At 73.0% G+C, this 16,109-nt stretch carries 13 protein-coding genes; 10 read left to right on the forward strand and 3 right to left on the reverse strand.

All coding sequences use genetic code 11. The features are described 5' to 3' along the window. Positions 1 to 190: 190 nt before the first annotated feature. Complete coding sequence (locus ACVWNX_RS27915) at positions 191 to 1,174, forward strand: helix-turn-helix transcriptional regulator (RefSeq protein ID WP_454410952.1); 984 nt, start codon at positions 191 to 193, stop codon at positions 1,172 to 1,174. A gap of 343 nt (positions 1,175 to 1,517) precedes the next feature. Further along, positions 1,518 to 1,733: an I78 family peptidase inhibitor gene (locus ACVWNX_RS27920; RefSeq protein ID WP_454410953.1), complete on the forward strand. Its 216-nt coding sequence runs from the start codon at positions 1,518 to 1,520 to the stop codon at positions 1,731 to 1,733. A 123-nt stretch (positions 1,734 to 1,856) separates the two neighbouring features. Here ACVWNX_RS27920 and ACVWNX_RS27925 read toward each other — a convergent pair whose 3' ends face one another. Further along, positions 1,857 to 2,861: a phosphatase PAP2 family protein gene (locus ACVWNX_RS27925; protein ID WP_454410954.1), complete on the reverse strand. Its 1,005-nt coding sequence runs from the start codon at positions 2,859 to 2,861 to the stop codon at positions 1,857 to 1,859. Between the two features lie 532 nt (positions 2,862 to 3,393). Here ACVWNX_RS27925 and ACVWNX_RS27930 point away from each other — a divergent pair. Beyond that, positions 3,394 to 5,121: an MFS transporter gene (locus tag ACVWNX_RS27930; RefSeq protein WP_454410955.1), complete on the forward strand. Its 1,728-nt coding sequence runs from the start codon at positions 3,394 to 3,396 to the stop codon at positions 5,119 to 5,121. A gap of 99 nt (positions 5,122 to 5,220) precedes the next feature. Next, positions 5,221 to 6,411 (forward strand): acyl-CoA dehydrogenase family protein, encoded by a 1,191-nt coding sequence (locus ACVWNX_RS27935; RefSeq protein WP_454410956.1) that lies wholly within the window; start codon positions 5,221 to 5,223, stop codon positions 6,409 to 6,411. An 82-nt stretch (positions 6,412 to 6,493) separates the two neighbouring features. Here the strand turns inward: ACVWNX_RS27935 and ACVWNX_RS27940 are convergent, their stop codons facing one another. Beyond that, positions 6,494 to 6,943 (reverse strand): cell division protein SepF, encoded by a 450-nt coding sequence (locus tag ACVWNX_RS27940; protein ID WP_454410957.1) that lies wholly within the window; start codon positions 6,941 to 6,943, stop codon positions 6,494 to 6,496. A gap of 287 nt (positions 6,944 to 7,230) precedes the next feature. Here ACVWNX_RS27940 and ACVWNX_RS27945 point away from each other — a divergent pair, with 287 nt between their 5' ends. After that, complete coding sequence (locus tag ACVWNX_RS27945; protein WP_454410958.1) at positions 7,231 to 8,451, forward strand: DUF5685 family protein; 1,221 nt, start codon at positions 7,231 to 7,233, stop codon at positions 8,449 to 8,451. Positions 8,452 to 8,580: 129 nt separating this feature from the next. Here ACVWNX_RS27945 and ACVWNX_RS27950 read toward each other — a convergent pair whose 3' ends face one another. Beyond that, on the reverse strand, positions 8,581 to 9,552 hold the full coding sequence (locus tag ACVWNX_RS27950) for an ABC transporter substrate-binding protein (RefSeq protein WP_454410959.1): 972 nt from the start codon (positions 9,550 to 9,552) through the stop codon (positions 8,581 to 8,583). 716 nt (positions 9,553 to 10,268) lie between these two features. On the opposite strand from ACVWNX_RS27950, the gene ACVWNX_RS27955 reads away from it, so the two are divergent. The 5 genes from ACVWNX_RS27955 to ACVWNX_RS27975 all read left to right on the forward strand — a co-directional run bounded on the left by ACVWNX_RS27955 (position 10,269) and on the right by ACVWNX_RS27975 (position 16,020). Then, positions 10,269 to 11,129: an amino acid ABC transporter permease gene (locus ACVWNX_RS27955; RefSeq protein ID WP_454410960.1), complete on the forward strand. Its 861-nt coding sequence runs from the start codon at positions 10,269 to 10,271 to the stop codon at positions 11,127 to 11,129. Continuing rightward, on the forward strand, positions 11,126 to 12,919 hold the full coding sequence (locus tag ACVWNX_RS27960) for an FAD/NAD(P)-binding protein (protein WP_454410961.1): 1,794 nt from the start codon (positions 11,126 to 11,128) through the stop codon (positions 12,917 to 12,919). Before ACVWNX_RS27955 ends, ACVWNX_RS27960 begins: the two co-directional genes overlap by 4 nt. 89 nt (positions 12,920 to 13,008) lie before the next feature. Then, positions 13,009 to 13,902, forward strand: a complete 894-nt coding sequence (locus ACVWNX_RS27965) for an amino acid ABC transporter permease (RefSeq protein ID WP_454410962.1) — start codon at positions 13,009 to 13,011, stop codon at positions 13,900 to 13,902. A 194-nt stretch (positions 13,903 to 14,096) separates the two neighbouring features. Then, positions 14,097 to 14,849, forward strand: a complete 753-nt coding sequence (locus tag ACVWNX_RS27970) for an amino acid ABC transporter ATP-binding protein (RefSeq protein WP_454414969.1) — start codon at positions 14,097 to 14,099, stop codon at positions 14,847 to 14,849. A gap of 214 nt (positions 14,850 to 15,063) precedes the next feature. Continuing rightward, complete coding sequence (locus tag ACVWNX_RS27975) at positions 15,064 to 16,020, forward strand: ABC transporter substrate-binding protein (RefSeq protein ID WP_454414970.1); 957 nt, start codon at positions 15,064 to 15,066, stop codon at positions 16,018 to 16,020. The last annotated feature ends 89 nt before the right edge of the window (positions 16,021 to 16,109 follow it).

Raw genomic sequence — 16,109 nt, forward strand, 5'->3', positions numbered from 1 at the left:
ACCGGTCGGGCGGGCGGTAAGTCAGGACATCAGATGATGAAAGGGGTGACCGGAACTCGACGCTACCTCCGGTAAGGGGCGACGGGTCCGCCGATCCCTCAGGGCCCCGCGCGTCCGGTCCGCCCCCTCCGGGTCCCGGTGGCGCCCCGGGCGCGGGGCGCGGGTCCGGGGCCCTGGCAGACTCGACGCCATGTTGGAGACCTCGGCCCGGCTGCTGCGTCTGCTCTCCCTGCTCCAGGCCCAGCGCGAGTGGCCGGGCGCGGAGCTGGCCCGGCGGCTCGGCGTCACCCCGCGCACCATCCGCCGCGACGTGGAGCGGCTGCGCGAGCTCGGCTACCCCGTCAACGCCACCCCCGGCACCGGGGGCGGCTACCAGCTCGGCGCCGGTGCCGAACTCCCGCCGCTGCTGCTGGACGACGACGAGGCCGTCGCGGTCGCGGTGGGGCTGCGCACCGCCGCCGGACAGGGGGTGGAGGGCATCGGGGACAGCTCGGTGCGGGCCCTCGCCAAACTGGAACAGGTGCTGCCGCACCGGCTGCGCCGCCGGGTGGGCGCGCTGACCGGGTTCACCGTGCCGATGCTGCGCGGCGGCCCCGCCGCCACCGTCGACCCGGCCGTGCTCACCGAACTCGCCGCCGCCTGCCGGGACGCCGAACGGCTCCGGTTCGGGTACCGCGACCACACGGGCGCCCTCTCGCGGCGGACCGTCGAGCCGTACCGGCTGGTGTGCACCGAGCGCCGCTGGTACCTGGTCGCCTGGGACCTGGACCGCGAGGACTGGCGCACCTTCCGGGCCGACCGGGTCGAGCCCCGGCCCCCGCACGGACCGCGCTTCACCCCGCGCCCCCCGCCCGCCGAGGACCTCGCCGTGTACGTGGCGAGCGGGGTGTCCACCCGGGCGTACGCCGCGCGGGCGGTGCTGCGGCTGTTCGTGCCCCTGGCGGTGGCCGCCGAGGGGATCACCCCGGAGGACGGCGTCCTGGAGCCGGACGGGCCCGACCGCTGCCTGTTGCGCACCGGGGCCGCGAGCCTGGACGTCCTCGTCATCCACGCGGTGCTGCTGGGGTTCGACTTCGAGGTGGTGGAGCCGGTGGAGCTGGCCGACGCGGTGGCGACCGTGCGGGACCGGCTCTCCCGGGCGCTGGACGCGTCGTCCGTTCCGCGCTCCGGCTGACCCGGGGGCCGTCGTGAGGGGCGCGGCCGATCCACCGGAGCCTTCCGGGTGTTGTGTGCGGAAACCGTGAAAATCTTCCGGCCCGTCGGCTTTTCGGATAGTCGGTGGATCGGGTCTCCAGCCGGATTCCACCGGTTTCCGAACGGATCGCTTCGAAGTGTTTTCCCTTGCTTTTCCCGGGGGTTCGGAAATGCGGGGAGCGCCATCGCCGAAGGCGATTGGGGGAAGCGGAAATCCGCTCGTTCGTGTGAGTCGGGGGAAGGGAAACGGGTGTCGTGATCCTGTGACACAAGCGTGACCGGAGGGGGACCGTTCCGGGCCGCCCCCGGTTACCGTGACGGGCATGGAACCCCAGTGGCGACCGCCCGCAGAACCCGAGGACGACCCGGACGAGTACGTCGGACGGGAGGAGGCCCAGGCGGCGCGGCTCGCCCGTGAACGCGGCTGGTCCGAGGTCCGCGTCCTGGCACCGGGCACCTTCGTCACCATGGAGTACCGCTTCGGGCGGCTCAACTTCGAGGTCGAGGAGGGTCGGGTGCGGCGCTGCTGGCGGGGGTGAGCCGGCCCCCGTGGAAGAGGGGGGAACGCCGAGGCCCCGGCTGCCCCTCGGGGGGCCTCCGGGGCCTCGTGGCGGAGACGGGTGCGCGTACCGTCCCGGGGCGGCCGTCCAGCCGCCGGACGTCTACCGGCCGGTCGGCGGCGCGGCGGGCACCGTGTCGGGGGCCGGTTCGGCGCGGCGCGACGGCAGCCGTCCGCCGACCGGGGTGACCGGCGCGCGGTCGGGGCGCGGGGTGTGCCCGCCGGGGGCGGACCAGGTCGTGGACTCCCTGACCGGGGACTTCGCCGGGGCGGGCGAGGGCACCGTGACCCGGGGGACCCCGGCCGCGCCGGGCAGGGCCACCGGGACGGGCGACCCGCCGTGCTTCGGGGCCCGCCGGGACAGTGCGGCGCGCCGGGCCAGCAGCCACGCCTCCACCCGGGCGACCGTCGGCTCGAACCAGGGCAGGGCCAGCAGGATCAGCAGTCCGGCGGCCCAGCCGAGCAGGACGTCGCTGAGCCAGTGCGTACCCAGGTAGACGGTGGTGAGGCCCACGCCCAGGGAGACCACGGCGGACAGCGCCGACAGATAGCGGCGGGTCCGGGCGGTGGAGGCCAGATAGGCGAGGATGCCCCAGGTGACCACGGCGTTGGCGGTGTGGCCGGAGGGGAATATATCGCCGCCGAGCCACATCTCGTTCGAACCGATGACCGTCGCGTAGTGCGGACCGAGACGGCCCATGCCCAGCTTGGCCGCGCCGACCGTGACGTTCAGCAGCAGCAGGCACAGACCGAGGATGAGCAGGGGGCGCAGGGTGTGCTGCCGCCAGGAGCGCCAGCCCAGCCAGGCCGCGACCATCACCGCGGTGGGGCCGCGCTGGCCCAGTACCACGTAGTAGTCGAGGAACGGGTGCAGTTCCGGCCACTGCTGGTACGGCCGGAAGAACATGACCTGCCAGTCGAGGCGGACCAGCCACGAGGTCGTCAGGACCGCGACGACGATCGCCGCGTAGAACGCCAGGGTCGCCGAGAAGAGGACGACCCGGTGTCTGCTCATCTCCGGCGCCCGGACGTGGGCCGGACGTTCCGGCTCACGGTCCAGCCGGGCGAACACCCGGTCCAGACGGGTGAGGTTTCGTTCGGTACGCACCCAATCGACGTTACAGGGGCCCACCGACAGCCAGGTCGAATCCCCCGGGTTGTGATGACCATGTGATGTGGCATTCCTCTCAGCGGAGGCGGCATTGCCGGGCCGGGCCTATTTCATGAAGGAGTTCTCATACCTTTCGGCGGGCCTATCGCGGGGCGCTTTCACGCCGGTGCGCAATTCCGCGCCCCCGGACCGGGTGGCGAATTCCCGGCGCGGCACGCCAACGATCTTGGGCGGTCCGGGAGTTGGCGGTCACCCAGCGGTAGGGTGCGGATGCGTCTCGTCACCGGACGCGCGGGGCGCGACGAGTGCCCCGGGTCGGTGGTGGCGGGCGCCCGGGGCCGGGCGTGGCGCGCCTCACACCGGTCCGGCGCCGTCCGGGAGCTCCCCTTCCGCCCGGTCTCCGCCGACTCGCGTACGCTTGCGGCTCACTCGCCTCGCGAGGCCGGAACCGGGGGCAGTCCCCACCCCCGCGGCGGACCGCCCCGTCCGCGACACCGCCGCGACGCGAGAGACCACCGGGAGGTACCGCATGCCAGGGACGACCACGGCCGCCCCGCGCCGGTCGGGGGACGACGACCCCCGTTCCCGCGTCCGCCGTGCCGGGGCGTCCCCCGCCCGACTGCGGGCCGCCCTCGACGTCACCCGGGCCCCCGGCGGCGGGGCCAACCGCTGGCTGGTGCTGCTGGTGCTCTGCGTCAGCCTGCTGCTGGTCGCCGTGGACGCCACCGTCCTGCACGTGGCGGTCCCCGCGGTCACCGAGGACCTGCGGCCCAGCGGGGTCGAACTGCTCTGGATCGTCGACGCCTATCCGCTGGTGTGCGCCGCGCTGCTGATCCTCTTCGGCACCCTGGGCGACCGGATCGGCCGCCGTCGGGTGCTCCTCCTCGGCTACGCGCTGTTCGGCGTCGCCTCCGCCTTCGCCGCCTTCGCCGACCACCCGGGCGTGCTGATCGCGGCCCGCGCCCTGCTGGGGGTCGGCGGCGCGATGATCATGCCCGCCACCCTCTCGATCCTGCGGCAGGTCTTCCCCGACCGGCGCGAGCGCGCCTTCGCCATCGGGATCTGGAGCGCGGTGGCCGCCGTGGGCGCCGCCGCCGGTCCGCTGCTCGGCGGATTCCTCCTCGAACACTTCTGGTGGGGCTCGGTCTTCCTCATCAACATCCCGCTGATGCTGGTCAGCCTGCCGGTGGGACGGCTGCTGCTGCCGGAGTCCACCGGGGAGCGGGACGGGCCCTGGGACGTGACCGGCGCGCTGATGGCGGCGGCCGGGCTCTTCGGCACGGTCCTCGGGGTCAAGCGGATCGGCGGCGGCGAACTGGGCCCGGACACCGGCGGACTGCTCACCCTGCTGCCGCTGCTCGGCGGGGCCGCCCTGCTGACCGCCTTCGTCCGGCGCCAGCGCGCGCGGCGGCACCCGCTGGTGGACCTCGGGATGTTCGCCCGTCCGGCGTTCAGCACCTCGGTCGGCTGCATCGTCCTGGCGATGCTGGCCCTCGTCGGACTGGAACTCGTCGCCGCCCAGTACCTCCAGCTCGTCCTCGGGCTCTCCCCGCTGGAGACCGGACTGCGGCTGCTGCCCCTGACCGTCGCCGCGATGGCCGCCGGACTCGCCGGGGCCCGGATGCTGCGGCGGTTCGGCCCCCGGACCATGGTCGCCCTCGGCTTCGCGCTGACCGCCGCCGCGGTCCTCACCCTCACCTTCATGGGCCACCAGGACAACCCGGGGCTGCTGCTCACCGGCTTCCTGATGCTCGGCTTCGGACTGGAGACCACCCTCTTCGGGGCGTACGAGTCCATGCTGGCCGAGGCCCCGCCGGAGCGGGCGGGCGGCGCGGCGGCGATCGGGGAGACCTCCTACCAGCTCGGCGCGGGCATCGGGATCGCCCTGCTCGGCAGCGTCATGAACGCCACCTACGGGCACGGACTGGCGGGGCTGACCGGGGTCCCGTCCGAGGCGCGGGAGGCGGCCCGGCACTCGCTGGGGGAGGCGTACGAGGTCTCCGGACGGCTCGCTGAGGGCCCCGGGGAGGCGCTGCGCACCGCCGCCCGGGACGCCTTCGTGACCGGACTGCACATGACCCTGGTGGTCAGCGCGGTGCTGCTGCTGCTCGGGGCGCTGGCCGCGCTGCGGCTGCCCCGGCTGATGGTGGACACCCCAATGACCGCCGCCGCGCCCTGCCGCCCGGTGTCCGGCGCCGAGGTGCCGCAGCCCCGGGGCGCGTCGGCCGCGCGGGCCTCCGCCGACGCGGTGGTGTGAGCGCCGCGTCAACGGAGCTTGGGCCGTTGCGGGGCGCGGGGTCCCGGGCTAACGTCAGCGCCGGTTACCGCCGCTAGCCGAGCCCGCCGGAGGCCGCCCGTGCCCGTGTCGTCCGTCCCGCCGCCCTTCGACCCCGCCGATCCGCTCGGTCTCGACGACCTGCTGGAGCCGGAGGAGCTCGCGGTGCGGGCCACCGTCCGGGCCTGGGCCCGGGAGCGGGTGCTGCCCGGGATCGCCGACTGGTACGAACGCGGCGAGCTGCCCGTGCTGCGCGAACTCACCCGGGAACTCGGCGCGCTGGGGGCCCTCGGGATGACCCTGGAGGGGTACGGCTGCGCGGGCGCGGGCGCGGTGCCGTACGGGCTGGTCTGTCTGGAGCTGGAGGCCGCCGACTCGGGCGTCCGTTCCCTGGTCTCCGTACAGGGCTCGCTCGCGATGTACGCGATCCACCGCTACGGCTCCGAGGAGCAGCGGCGGCGGTGGCTGCCGGAAATGGCGGCGGGCGAGACGATCGGCTGCTTCGCGCTGACCGAACCGGACCACGGCTCGGACCCGGGCTCCCTGCGCACCCGGGCCCGGCGCGACGGCGGCGACTGGGTCCTCGACGGGCGCAAGACCTGGATCACCAACGGGTCGGTGGCGGGGGTCGCGGTGGTCTGGGCGCGGACCGGGGAGGGCATCCGGGGGTTCGTGGTCCCCACCGACACCCCCGGCTTCTCGGCCTCCGAGATCCGGCACAAGTGGTCCCTGCGCGCCAGCGTCACCAGTGAACTCGTCCTCGACGGGGTGCGGCTGCCCGGCGACGCGGTGCTCCCCGGGGCCCGGGGGCTCGGCGGTCCGCTGGGGTGTCTGGCGCACGCCCGCTACGGGATCGTCTGGGGGGCGATGGGCGCGGCCCGGACCTGCTTCGAGACGGCGCTCGGCTACGCGCGGGAGCGGGAGCAGTTCGGCAGGCCCATCGGGGGGTTCCAGCTCACCCAGGCGAAACTGGCCGACATGGCCGTCGAACTGCACCAGGGCGTCCTGCTCGCGCACCACCTGGGACGCCGGATGGACGCCGGACGGCTGCGGGCGGAGCAGGTCAGCTTCGGCAAGCTGAACAACGTGCGCAAGGCGATCGGGATCTGCCGTACCGCCCGGACGGTGCTCGGGGCGAACGGGATCTCCCTGGAGTACCCGGTGATGCGGCACGCCACCAATCTGGAGTCGGTGCTCACCTACGAGGGCACCGTGGAGATGCACCAGTTGGTGCTGGGCAAGGCGCTCACCGGGCTCGACGCCTTCCGGTAGGCCCCCGGCCTCCCGGTCGCCGGTCCGGATCGCCGTCCGGACCGGGCCCGGCGCCCCGGCCGCGCCGGTGAGCGGCCTCGCCTCAGCTCTGGTTGAAGAAGTTGTCGTTCCGCCGTCCCGGGCCCTCGCCGTTGATGACCTCGGTGTGCGAGGGGGACAGCAGGAAGACGCGGGTGGCCACGCGCTCGATGGAGCCGCGCAGGCCGAAGGTCAGTCCGGCCGCGAAGTCGACCACGCGCTTGGCGTCGGTGGGCTCCATGGCCGTGAGGTTGACGATGACGGGGACACCCTCGCGGAACAGCTCGCCGATGGCGCGGGCGTCCCGGAAGCTGTCCGGGGTGACCGTGCCGATCCGGCGCCCGCTCTCCTCAGCGGTGTCCGAGGCCAGCTGCACGCGGGGGTCGGTCACCCAGGCGTTGCCGTGGCCTTCGGTAGCGTCGTCCGTGTCGGCCTCGTAGCGGTCGTAGTAACGCTCGTCATCGTTGTCGTCGACGAGGCCAAGCCAGGCACTCGCCTTGCGCACCGATCCCATGGACGCCTCCTCTCACAGCGGTCTTGCGTGGTTCCGCCCCCTATGGTCGTCCATGATGCTGACAACGCGCCAAGGGGAACGTGACCGCGCGGGCTTTTCGTGACGGTACTGGTGCACAGCAAATCGGTTGTGGTCCCTTGATTCCAAGGGTCGTGCGGAACAACGCTGCTGACTGTGAGTGAAATATGATTTCTCGCGGCGTTTGGGTGACGGTCGGGGCGTCCGGGTGAACGGTCCGGTCGCTACCATGCGCCCCGAAAGGTCGTACGACGGGGGAGAGTGGCGTTGTGTTCGGAATCGTGAGGCCGTGTCGGCATCGGCTGGGGGAGCGGCTCAGCGAGGAGTGGCTGGCTCATTTGTGCGGTTTGTGCCTGGCGTTGCGAGGTGACCACGGGCAGTTCGCCAGGATCGTCACTAATTACGACGGGCTGCTGATCTCGGTTCTGACGGAAGCTCAGGCCGCGCCGGACGCCGGGGGGCGGCGCCGTGCCGGTCCCTGTCCGCTGCGCGGGATGCGCGGCGCCTCCGTCGCGCGGGGGGAGGGCGCCCGGCTCGCCGCCGCGGTCTCCCTGGTGCTGGCCGCGGCCAAGACCCGGGACCACGTCCTGGACGGTGACGGTGTGTTGGCCCGGCGTCCCGTGGCCGCCGCGGCCCGGCGTGTCGCGGCACATTGGGACAAGGCGGGCAGGAGGACCGGTGCGGACGTGGGATTCGACACCGCCGTCCTGGTGGCCGCCGTCGACCGGCAGACGGACGTCGAGGCCCTCGCGGGGCCCGGCACCCCGCTGCTGACCGTCACCGAACCCACCGAGACGGCCACCGCCGCCGCCTTCGCCCACACCGCCGTCCTCGCCGGGCGGCCGGACAACGCCGCGCCGCTCGCCGAGGCGGGACGGTACTTCGGGCGGCTGGCCCATCTCCTCGACGCCGTCGAGGACCGGGACGCCGACGCCGCCTCCGGCGCCTGGAACCCGCTCACCGCCACCGGCACCGACCTCGTCGAGGCCCGGCGGCTCGCGGACGACGCCCTGCGCGGGATACGCCTCGCGCTGCGCGAGACGGAGTTCACCGACGGCCGCCTCGCCCACCGGCTGCTCGCCCACGAACTGCGCACCTCCGTGGACCGGGCCTTCGGCGGCTCCGTGTGCTCGCACGGCGTGGACCCCGGCGCCGAGCCGGTGGCGGGACCCGGACCGGTGGTGCCGGAGGCGGAGGCCGCGCGCGGGTCCGGCGGCACCGGTGCCCCGCCCCGGCCGCCCCGGCCGCCGCTCCGGGAGCGGCGCGGGCTGCTCGCGGCCTGCGCGGTGTGGGCCGGGCTCGCCTGCACCTGCCAGATCTGCTGCGGCGAGTACGAGGACCCCTTCACCGGGCAGCGCCGCGAAGGGCTCTGCAACTGGTGCGCGGACTGCGCCAACTGCGGGGAGTGCTGCAACTGCTGCGGAAGCTGCGGCAGCGGCGAGGGCAGTGACGGCGGGTGCTGCGACTGCAACTGCGACTGCAACTGCTGACGGCGTTCCGGCCCGTCGTCCCGGGGAGGGGAGTCCCCGGGACGACGGGCCGGTGCCGGTGGGGGCGCGGTCAGGTCCGCGCCGCCGTGGTGCGGGGCGCCGCCGCCGGGTGACGGGACGCCGTCGCCGTCACGCCTTCTTCGGCGTCTCCGGCGGGGAGATCTCCGAGGTCTCGATGGCCGAGCCCTGGGTGCCCCACTTCTTCAGGATGCGGTCGTACGTCCCGTCCTTCAGCAGCTTGTTGACGGCCGCCTGGAAGGCGGGCGCCAGCGGGGTGCCCTTCTTGAAGGCGAAGCCGACGTCCAGCCGGTGGTACTCGTTGAGGAACTTCACCCCCTTCTGGCGCGCCACCGCGTAGCGCAGTCCGTTGATGGTGCTCATCACCACGTCGGCCCGCTCCTGCTGCAGCGCGGACCAGATGGCGCTCTGGTCGCTGTAGGTCTGCACCTCGTAGGGCTTCTCGCCCGCTTTCTCGCACAGGTGCTTGTTGTCCTGGAGCGTGGCCTCGAAGGTGGTGCCCACGCTGGTGGCCACCTTCAGCCCGCAGAGCTGCTCCAGCTTCTCGATCTCCGGCACCCCGCTGTCCGTCCGGGTGGCGAAGCCCTGGCCGTCGTTGATGTAGGTCACGAAGTCGATCGTCTTGCGGCGCTCGTTCGTCACCCCGAAGTTGCCGGTGCCGATGTCGTACTTGCCGCTGTCGAGCGCGGGCAGGATCGCCTCGAAACTCGTCACCTCGCGCTTCAGCTCGATGCCGAGCGCCCGGCCCACCGCCTCCGCGAAGTCGACGTCCTGGCCGGTGAGCGTCTTGCCGTCCTTCAGGTACGCGGTGCCGGGCGGGCTTCCGCCGACGCTGGTGGCCAGGTTCAGCGAGCCGCGCTCGCGCACCTCCTCGGGCAGCAGCGCCGCGGCGGCCTCGTCCTTCTTCACCGCGGAGATCACGTCGGTGGTGGGGATGTCGGACTTCTTCGCGGCGTTCGTCCCGCCGGCCGGGGCGGCGGCCGTGGGCTCCCCGCCCCCGCACGAGGTGACGGTCAGCGCGGTGGCGGTGATCAGCGCGAAGGTGACGAGGCTGCGGTGTCTGGGAAGGGTGGGCGTACTCATGGCGTGACGTTCTCCAAGAACCGTGCGGACGGGACGACGAGTCCCGGGGCGAGCGGGGAATCCGTCCGGGGCGGATGCGGGGCCGACGGAACGACGGCGTCCGTCCGCGCCGCCCGCCCCCGGTGGCGACGGGGGAACGGGCACGGCGGACGGACGGGCGCGGCGGTGACGACGGGAACCGGCCCGGACGGTACGGGTGGAGCGAGGGGAAGGTGCGGTGGCGCGTGTGTGTGTGAAGGCACTACGAGAAGCGGGGAGTGCGGGGAGGTCGCCGCGAGGGCGCGATGGACGCCGCGCACGCGGGGGAGGTGACACGGACGGCGCCGACGCGTCGCGCGGACGGATTCAGGCCGCGCGGACGGAAAGGGAGCCCGTCACCGGGGAGGACGCGGAACGGCTCCCGCGTACGTCAGGACGCGGAGCCGGGCAGCGCGGGGTCAGCTCAACAAGACGCCGACCACACTCGACCGAAGTCGATGTGGGAGCGCGTGACCAGCCACTGCTGCGGATGCATGAGCACAAGTGGAACAGGCATCCGGTTCCCCGTCAACTGAGATGAGACGCAAAGCTCAGAGTGTGGACAGCCTTGACAGAGCGGGCGACAAGACCCTTAATCTCAAGGCGTCTTGGGAAATGGACCGCTGCTGAGGGGCTCGGTCCGGCTCCCCGTGTGAAGGCCAGTCCGTGCCGACTTCCCGTGCCCGCGGAGCCTTCGCATGTCCTTGCCCACGCTCGACAAGAGCCCCCCAGCCCCCGTCCCGTCCCGCGCTCCCGACACACCCGTCCGGATCGTCCGACGGCCCAGATTCGGCCAGTGGACCGCAGCCGCCGTCCTGCTGGTGCTGCTCGCCGCCGCCGCCCGGTCCGTGGTGCTCAACGACGCGTTCCAATGGGACGTCGTCGGCCAGTACTTCACCACCGCCGCCGTGCTGCGCGGGCTCTGGCTCACCCTGTGGCTGACCGCGGTCGTCATGGTGCTCGGTTTCGGCCTGGGCGCCGTGCTCGCCGTGATGCGACTGTCGGACAACCCGGTCCTGCGCGCCATGAGCTGGGGCTACGTCTGGCTGTTCCGCTCGATGCCGATCCTGGTGCAGCTGCTGTTCTGGTTCAACATCGGCGCCCTGTACCCGCAGATCCTCGGGGTGCGCACGGTCAATCTGCTGGACCCCATCACCGTCGCCGTCATCGGACTCACCCTGCACGAGGCCGCCTACGCCGCCGAGGTGGTGCGCGGCGGCATCCTCTCGGTGGGCCGTGGCCAGATCGAGGCCGCGCAGGCCGTCGGGCTCAGCCGCTGGCGGCGCTGGCGGCGGATCGTCCTTCCGCAGGCCATGCGGTCGATCGTGCCCCCGGCCGGGAACATGCTGATCGGCACCCTCAAGGGCACCTCCATCGTCTCCGTGATCGCGGTCGCCGACCTCCTCTACTCGGTGCAGCTCGTCTACCACCGCACCTACGAGGTGATCCCGCTGCTGCTCGTCGCGACCATCTGGTACGTCGTCGTCACCTCCGTCCTCAGCGTCGGTCAGTACTACGTGGAGCGGCACTACGCCCGCGGAACGGAGACGGCCCGGTGAACGCCGCCAGTCTGGTCATCGTCGGCGCCGGCCCCCGGGCCACCGGGCTGCTGGAGCGGGTCGCCGCCAACGCGCCCGCCCTGTGGCCGGGCCCGGACGAGGGCTCCGCCGCGCTCGACATCCACCTCGTCGACCCCTACCCGCCCGGCGGCGGGCGGATATGGCGCCAGGAGCAGTCCCCGCTGCTGTGGATGAACTCCATGGCCGAGGACATCACCATGTTCACCGACGAGACCGTCCCGCTGGAGGGTCCCGTCAGTCCCGGCCCCACCCTCCACGAGTGGGCGGGCGTGGAGGGCACCCGCTTCCCCGGGCGCCGGCTCGGCGGCTCCTATCTGCGGTGGGTCTACGAACGGGCGGTGGCCGCGCTGCCCCCGGGCGTCCGGGTCCACCACCACCCCCGCCGCGCGCTCCGGCTGGAGGGCCCCCGCCAGGGCCGTCAGCGGGTCTGGGTCGAGGGCCGCGACGAACCCCTCCCCGCCGACCTGGTGATCCTCTCCCTCGGTCACGTCGGTGCCGAACCCGACGCGGAACAGCGGGAGTTGAGCGCCTACGCCGACCGGCACCACCTGCTCTACCTGCCGCCCGACTACACCGCAGACACCGATCTGTCGGGCCTCGCCCCCGGGGAACCGGTCCTGGTGCGCGGCTTCGGCCTCGCCTTCGTCGACCTGACGATCCTGCTCACCGAGGGCCGTGGCGGACGGTACGAGGAGGGCCCCGACGGCGAGCTGACCTACCGGCCCTCCGGACGGGAGCCCGTACTGCACGTGGGCTCCCGGCGCGGGGTGCCCTACCACTCCAAGATCGGCTACGGCTGGACCGGCGAACGCCCGCCGCTGCCCCGGTTCTTCGGCCCCGCAGAGGTGGACGAGCTGCTCGCCCGGCCCGGCGGCGCCGACTTCGCCCGGGACGTCTGGCCACTGGTCGACAAGGAGCTGGGCTTCGCCCACTACCACCGGCTGTTCACCGCGTACCCCGAGCGGGTCCGCACCGCCTGGGCCGACTTCGAGGAGAAGTACGCCGCCGCCGCCCCGCTCAGCCCCGAACTCGCCGCCCTGGTCGCCTCGGCGGTGCCCGACCCCGCCGACCGGCTGGACCTCGCCGCCGTCGACCGCCCCCTCGACGGCGTCCGCTACCCCGACGCCGACGCGCTCCAGGAGGGGCTGCGCGCCTATGTCACCGCCGACCTCGACCGCCGTCACGACCCCGGACACAGCTCCGACCTGGCCGTCTTCCTGGGACTGCTGTCGGTGTACGGGCAACTCGTCCGGCTCGGCGACACCGGCCCGTGGTGGCACGGCTTCTTCAGCTACCTCGCCTCCGGCCCGCCCGGCCCCCGGCTGCGCCAGCTCCTGGCGCTCTCCCGGGCCGGGGTCGTCCGCTTCCTCGGCGCCGATGTGACCGTCACCGCCGAGGACGGCGTCTTCCGGGCGGCGAGCCCGTCGGTGCCCGGCCACACGGTCACCGCCCGCGCGCTGGTGGAGGCCCGGCTGCCGCAGCCGACCCTGGCGGAGACCACCGACCCGCTGCTGCGGGGGCTGCACGCCGAGGGCGCGCGGGCCACCGGGGAGGGACTGCTCGCCGTGGACCCCGCGGACGGCCGGGTCCTGGACCGGGACGGCACCCCGCACCCACGGCGGTTCGCGCTCGGCCCGCACACCGACGCCCGGGGGGCCGGGGCGTTCACCCGCCCCCGGACCGGCGGGCCCGCCTTCCGGCAGAACGACGCGACCGCGCGCACCGTGCTCGCCCTGCTGCGCGACCTGTCCTGTCGCGCCGCGGCCTGACAGTCCGTCCGGCCCGTTCCGTCCGGCCCGCCCGGCGTCCGTGAACCCTCCGTGCGCGTCCGCGTACCCAAGGCCCCGAGGAAGACCCCATGTCCCTGACCAGTGATCCACCCCTCGACACCACCGACAAACGGCCCGCCCGTCCGGCCGACGACTTCGGCTCGCTCAAGGTGGTCCCGGTGCGCCACCCCTGGCGCTGGGCGGCCGTGGTGGTCACGGCCGTGCTCCTCGCCCAGTTCGTCCACGGACTGGTCACCAACACCGGCTGGGAATGGGAGGTGTTCGCCGAGTTCTTCACCGCCGACGTGGTCCTCAAGGCGGTCTGGGTCACCCTCCAGCTCACCTTCTACGGCACCGCCGTCGGCTTCGCCCTCGGGATCGTGCTGGCGTTCATGCGGCTGTCCGCGAGCCCCTTCCTGAAGTCGGTGGCCTTCGCCTACATCTGGGCGTTCCGCTCGATCCCGCTGATCGTCCAGCTGCTCTTCTGGTTCAACCTCGCCTATCTGTACAAGGAGTTGCAGTTCGGCATCCCGTTCGGACCGGGGTTCCTCACCTTCGACACGATGGGGCTGGTCGGCGCGATGAGCGCGGCGGTGCTCGGGCTGGCCCTGCACCAGGCCGCCTACGCCGCCGAGATCGTCCGCGGCGGGGTCCTCTCGGTGAACGCCGGACAGCTCCAGGCCGCCGCCGCGCTGGGCATCCCCCGGGTGCGGCAGATCCGCCGGATCGTGCTGCCGCAGGCCATGCGGTCGATCCTGCCGAACGCCGCGAACGAGGTGATCTCGCTCTTCAAGGGCACCTCGATCGTCTCCGTGATGGCCATCGGCGAACTCTTCTACCAGGTCCAGGTCATCTACGGCCGCAACGGGCGCGTGGTCCCGCTGCTGATGGTCGCGACCGTCTGGTACATCCTGCTGACCACCGCGCTCTCCGTCGTCCAGTACTACGTCGAACGGCACTTCTCGAAGGGGGCCACGCGATGAGCGCGCCCGTACCCGCGTCCACGACCGCACCGACCGGGGACGCCCCCGCCGACGTCAAGGGCGGACCGGCCGACGCCGACCCGGACCGGTCCGCCCCCGGGCCCGACGGGGCCGTGACCAAGGGGGACGGGTCCGCCCCGGAGCCCGGCGGCGCCCCCGCGCGGGGGGACGGGACGGAGTCCGCGCCGGACGTCATGGTGGACATCCGGGGCGTCCACAAGAGCTTCGGCGGCCAGGAGGTGCTGCGCGGGATCGACCTGCGGGTCGCCCCCGGCGAGGTGACCGTGATCCTCGGGCCCTCCGGATCCGGCAAGTCCACCCTGCTGCGCACCATCAACCACCTGGAGAAGGTCGACAGCGGCTGGATCAGCGTGGACGGTTCCCTCATCGGCTACCGGCGCTCCGGCGACAAGCTCTACGAACTGCGTGAGCGCGAGGTGCTCAAACAGCGCACCCGGATCGGGTTCGTCTTCCAGAACTTCCACCTCTTCCCGCACCTCACGGTGGTGGAGAACATCGTCGAGGCCCCGATCTCGGCGCTGAAGCGCCCCCGCAAGGAGGCGGTCGCCACCGCCGAACGGCTGCTCGCCCGGGTCGGACTCGCCGACAAGCGCGACGCCTACCCGGCCCAGCTCTCCGGCGGCCAGCAGCAGCGGGTCGCCATCGCCCGGGCGCTCGCCCTGGAACCCCGGCTGCTGCTCTTCGACGAGCCGACCTCCGCCCTCGACCCCGAACTGGTCGGCGAGGTGCTCGACGTCATCAAGGACCTCGCCCACCAGGGCACCACCATGATCGTCGTCACCCATGAGATCGGGTTCGCGCGGGAGGTCGCGGACACCGTGGTCTTCATGGACGAGGGCCGGGTGGTGGAACAGGGCCCGCCCGGCGAGGTCCTCGACGACCCCCGCCACGAGCGCACCCGGACGTTCCTCTCCAAGGTCCTGTGAGACCCGCGCCGTCCGGGCGCCCCCGGGACCACCGGCCGCGGCCGTCCGCGCCGCCCGGCTGATCCCCCTCAGACCCCACCGGACCGCCCGCCGGTCCGCAGCACCCTCATCGGTCCACCCGCAACAACAGGAGTACACCGTGTCATCCCGCACCCTTCCCACCGCCAGAACCTCCAGCGGCACCGCCGCCCACCGCCTCGCCCGGCGCCGGACCGTGCTGCCCGCCGTCGTCCTGCTCGCGGCCCCGCTCCTCGCCGCCTGCGGCGAGGACGAGGACAGCGGGTCCTCCAAGAAGTCCGGCCAGGCCAAGAACGACCGGGTCGGGAGCCTGAACATCGGCCCCGACCAGGACCGCGTCCGGGGGAAGAAGGACGAGAAGATCGCGGCCCTGCTGCCCGAGGAGGTCCGTGAGCGCGGCACCCTGCGGCTCGGTCTGGGCGCCGACTCCTCGCCCCCGCTCGGCTTCTACGCCACCGACGACAAGACCCGCATCGGCTCCGAGATCGACCTGGCGATCCTGGTCGCGGACACCCTCGGCCTGGAGACGGACCAGCAGACCGTCTCCTGGGAGAACCTGTTCGTCGGCCTCGACAGCGGCAAGTTCGACGGGGTCTTCTCCAACGTCACGGTGACCGAGGAGCGCAAGGACAAGTACGACTTCGCCACCTACCGCCTCGACAACATCGCGTTCGAGGCGAAGAAGGGCAGCGGCTGGAAGGTCGACGGCCCCGAGGACGTGGCGGGCAAGACCATCTCCGTCTCCTCCGGCACCAACCAGGAGAAGATCCTCGTCGACTGGAGCGAGCAGAACGAGAAGGCGGGCCGCAAGCCCGTCGACATCAAGTACTTCCAGAAGGACAGCGACTACTACCTCGCCCTCCAGTCCGGACGGATCGACGGACACCTCGGCCCCAACCCGACGGTCGCCTACCACGTGGCCTCCGCGGGCCAGAGCGAGGTCGTCGGAACGCTCTCCGGGGCGGGCGGCGACCTCCAGGGCAAGATCGCGGCCACCACCAAGAAGGACAGCGGTCTGGTCGAGGCCTACGCCGCCGCCATCGACAAGGTCATCGCCGACGGCTCCTACCAGAAGGTCCTCAAGCGCTGGGGCCTGACCGGGGAGGCCGTCGAGAAGTCGGAGATCAACCCCGAGGGGCTGCCCCGCCCCTGACCCCGCCGCGTCCGGTCCCCGGCCGTTCCGGACCGCCCCCGACCAGGGCGGTCCGGACGGAAGGGGGCCGGGCCGGTCCCACCCCCACC

Source organism: Streptomyces sp. JNUCC 64 (genome assembly GCF_054484115.1).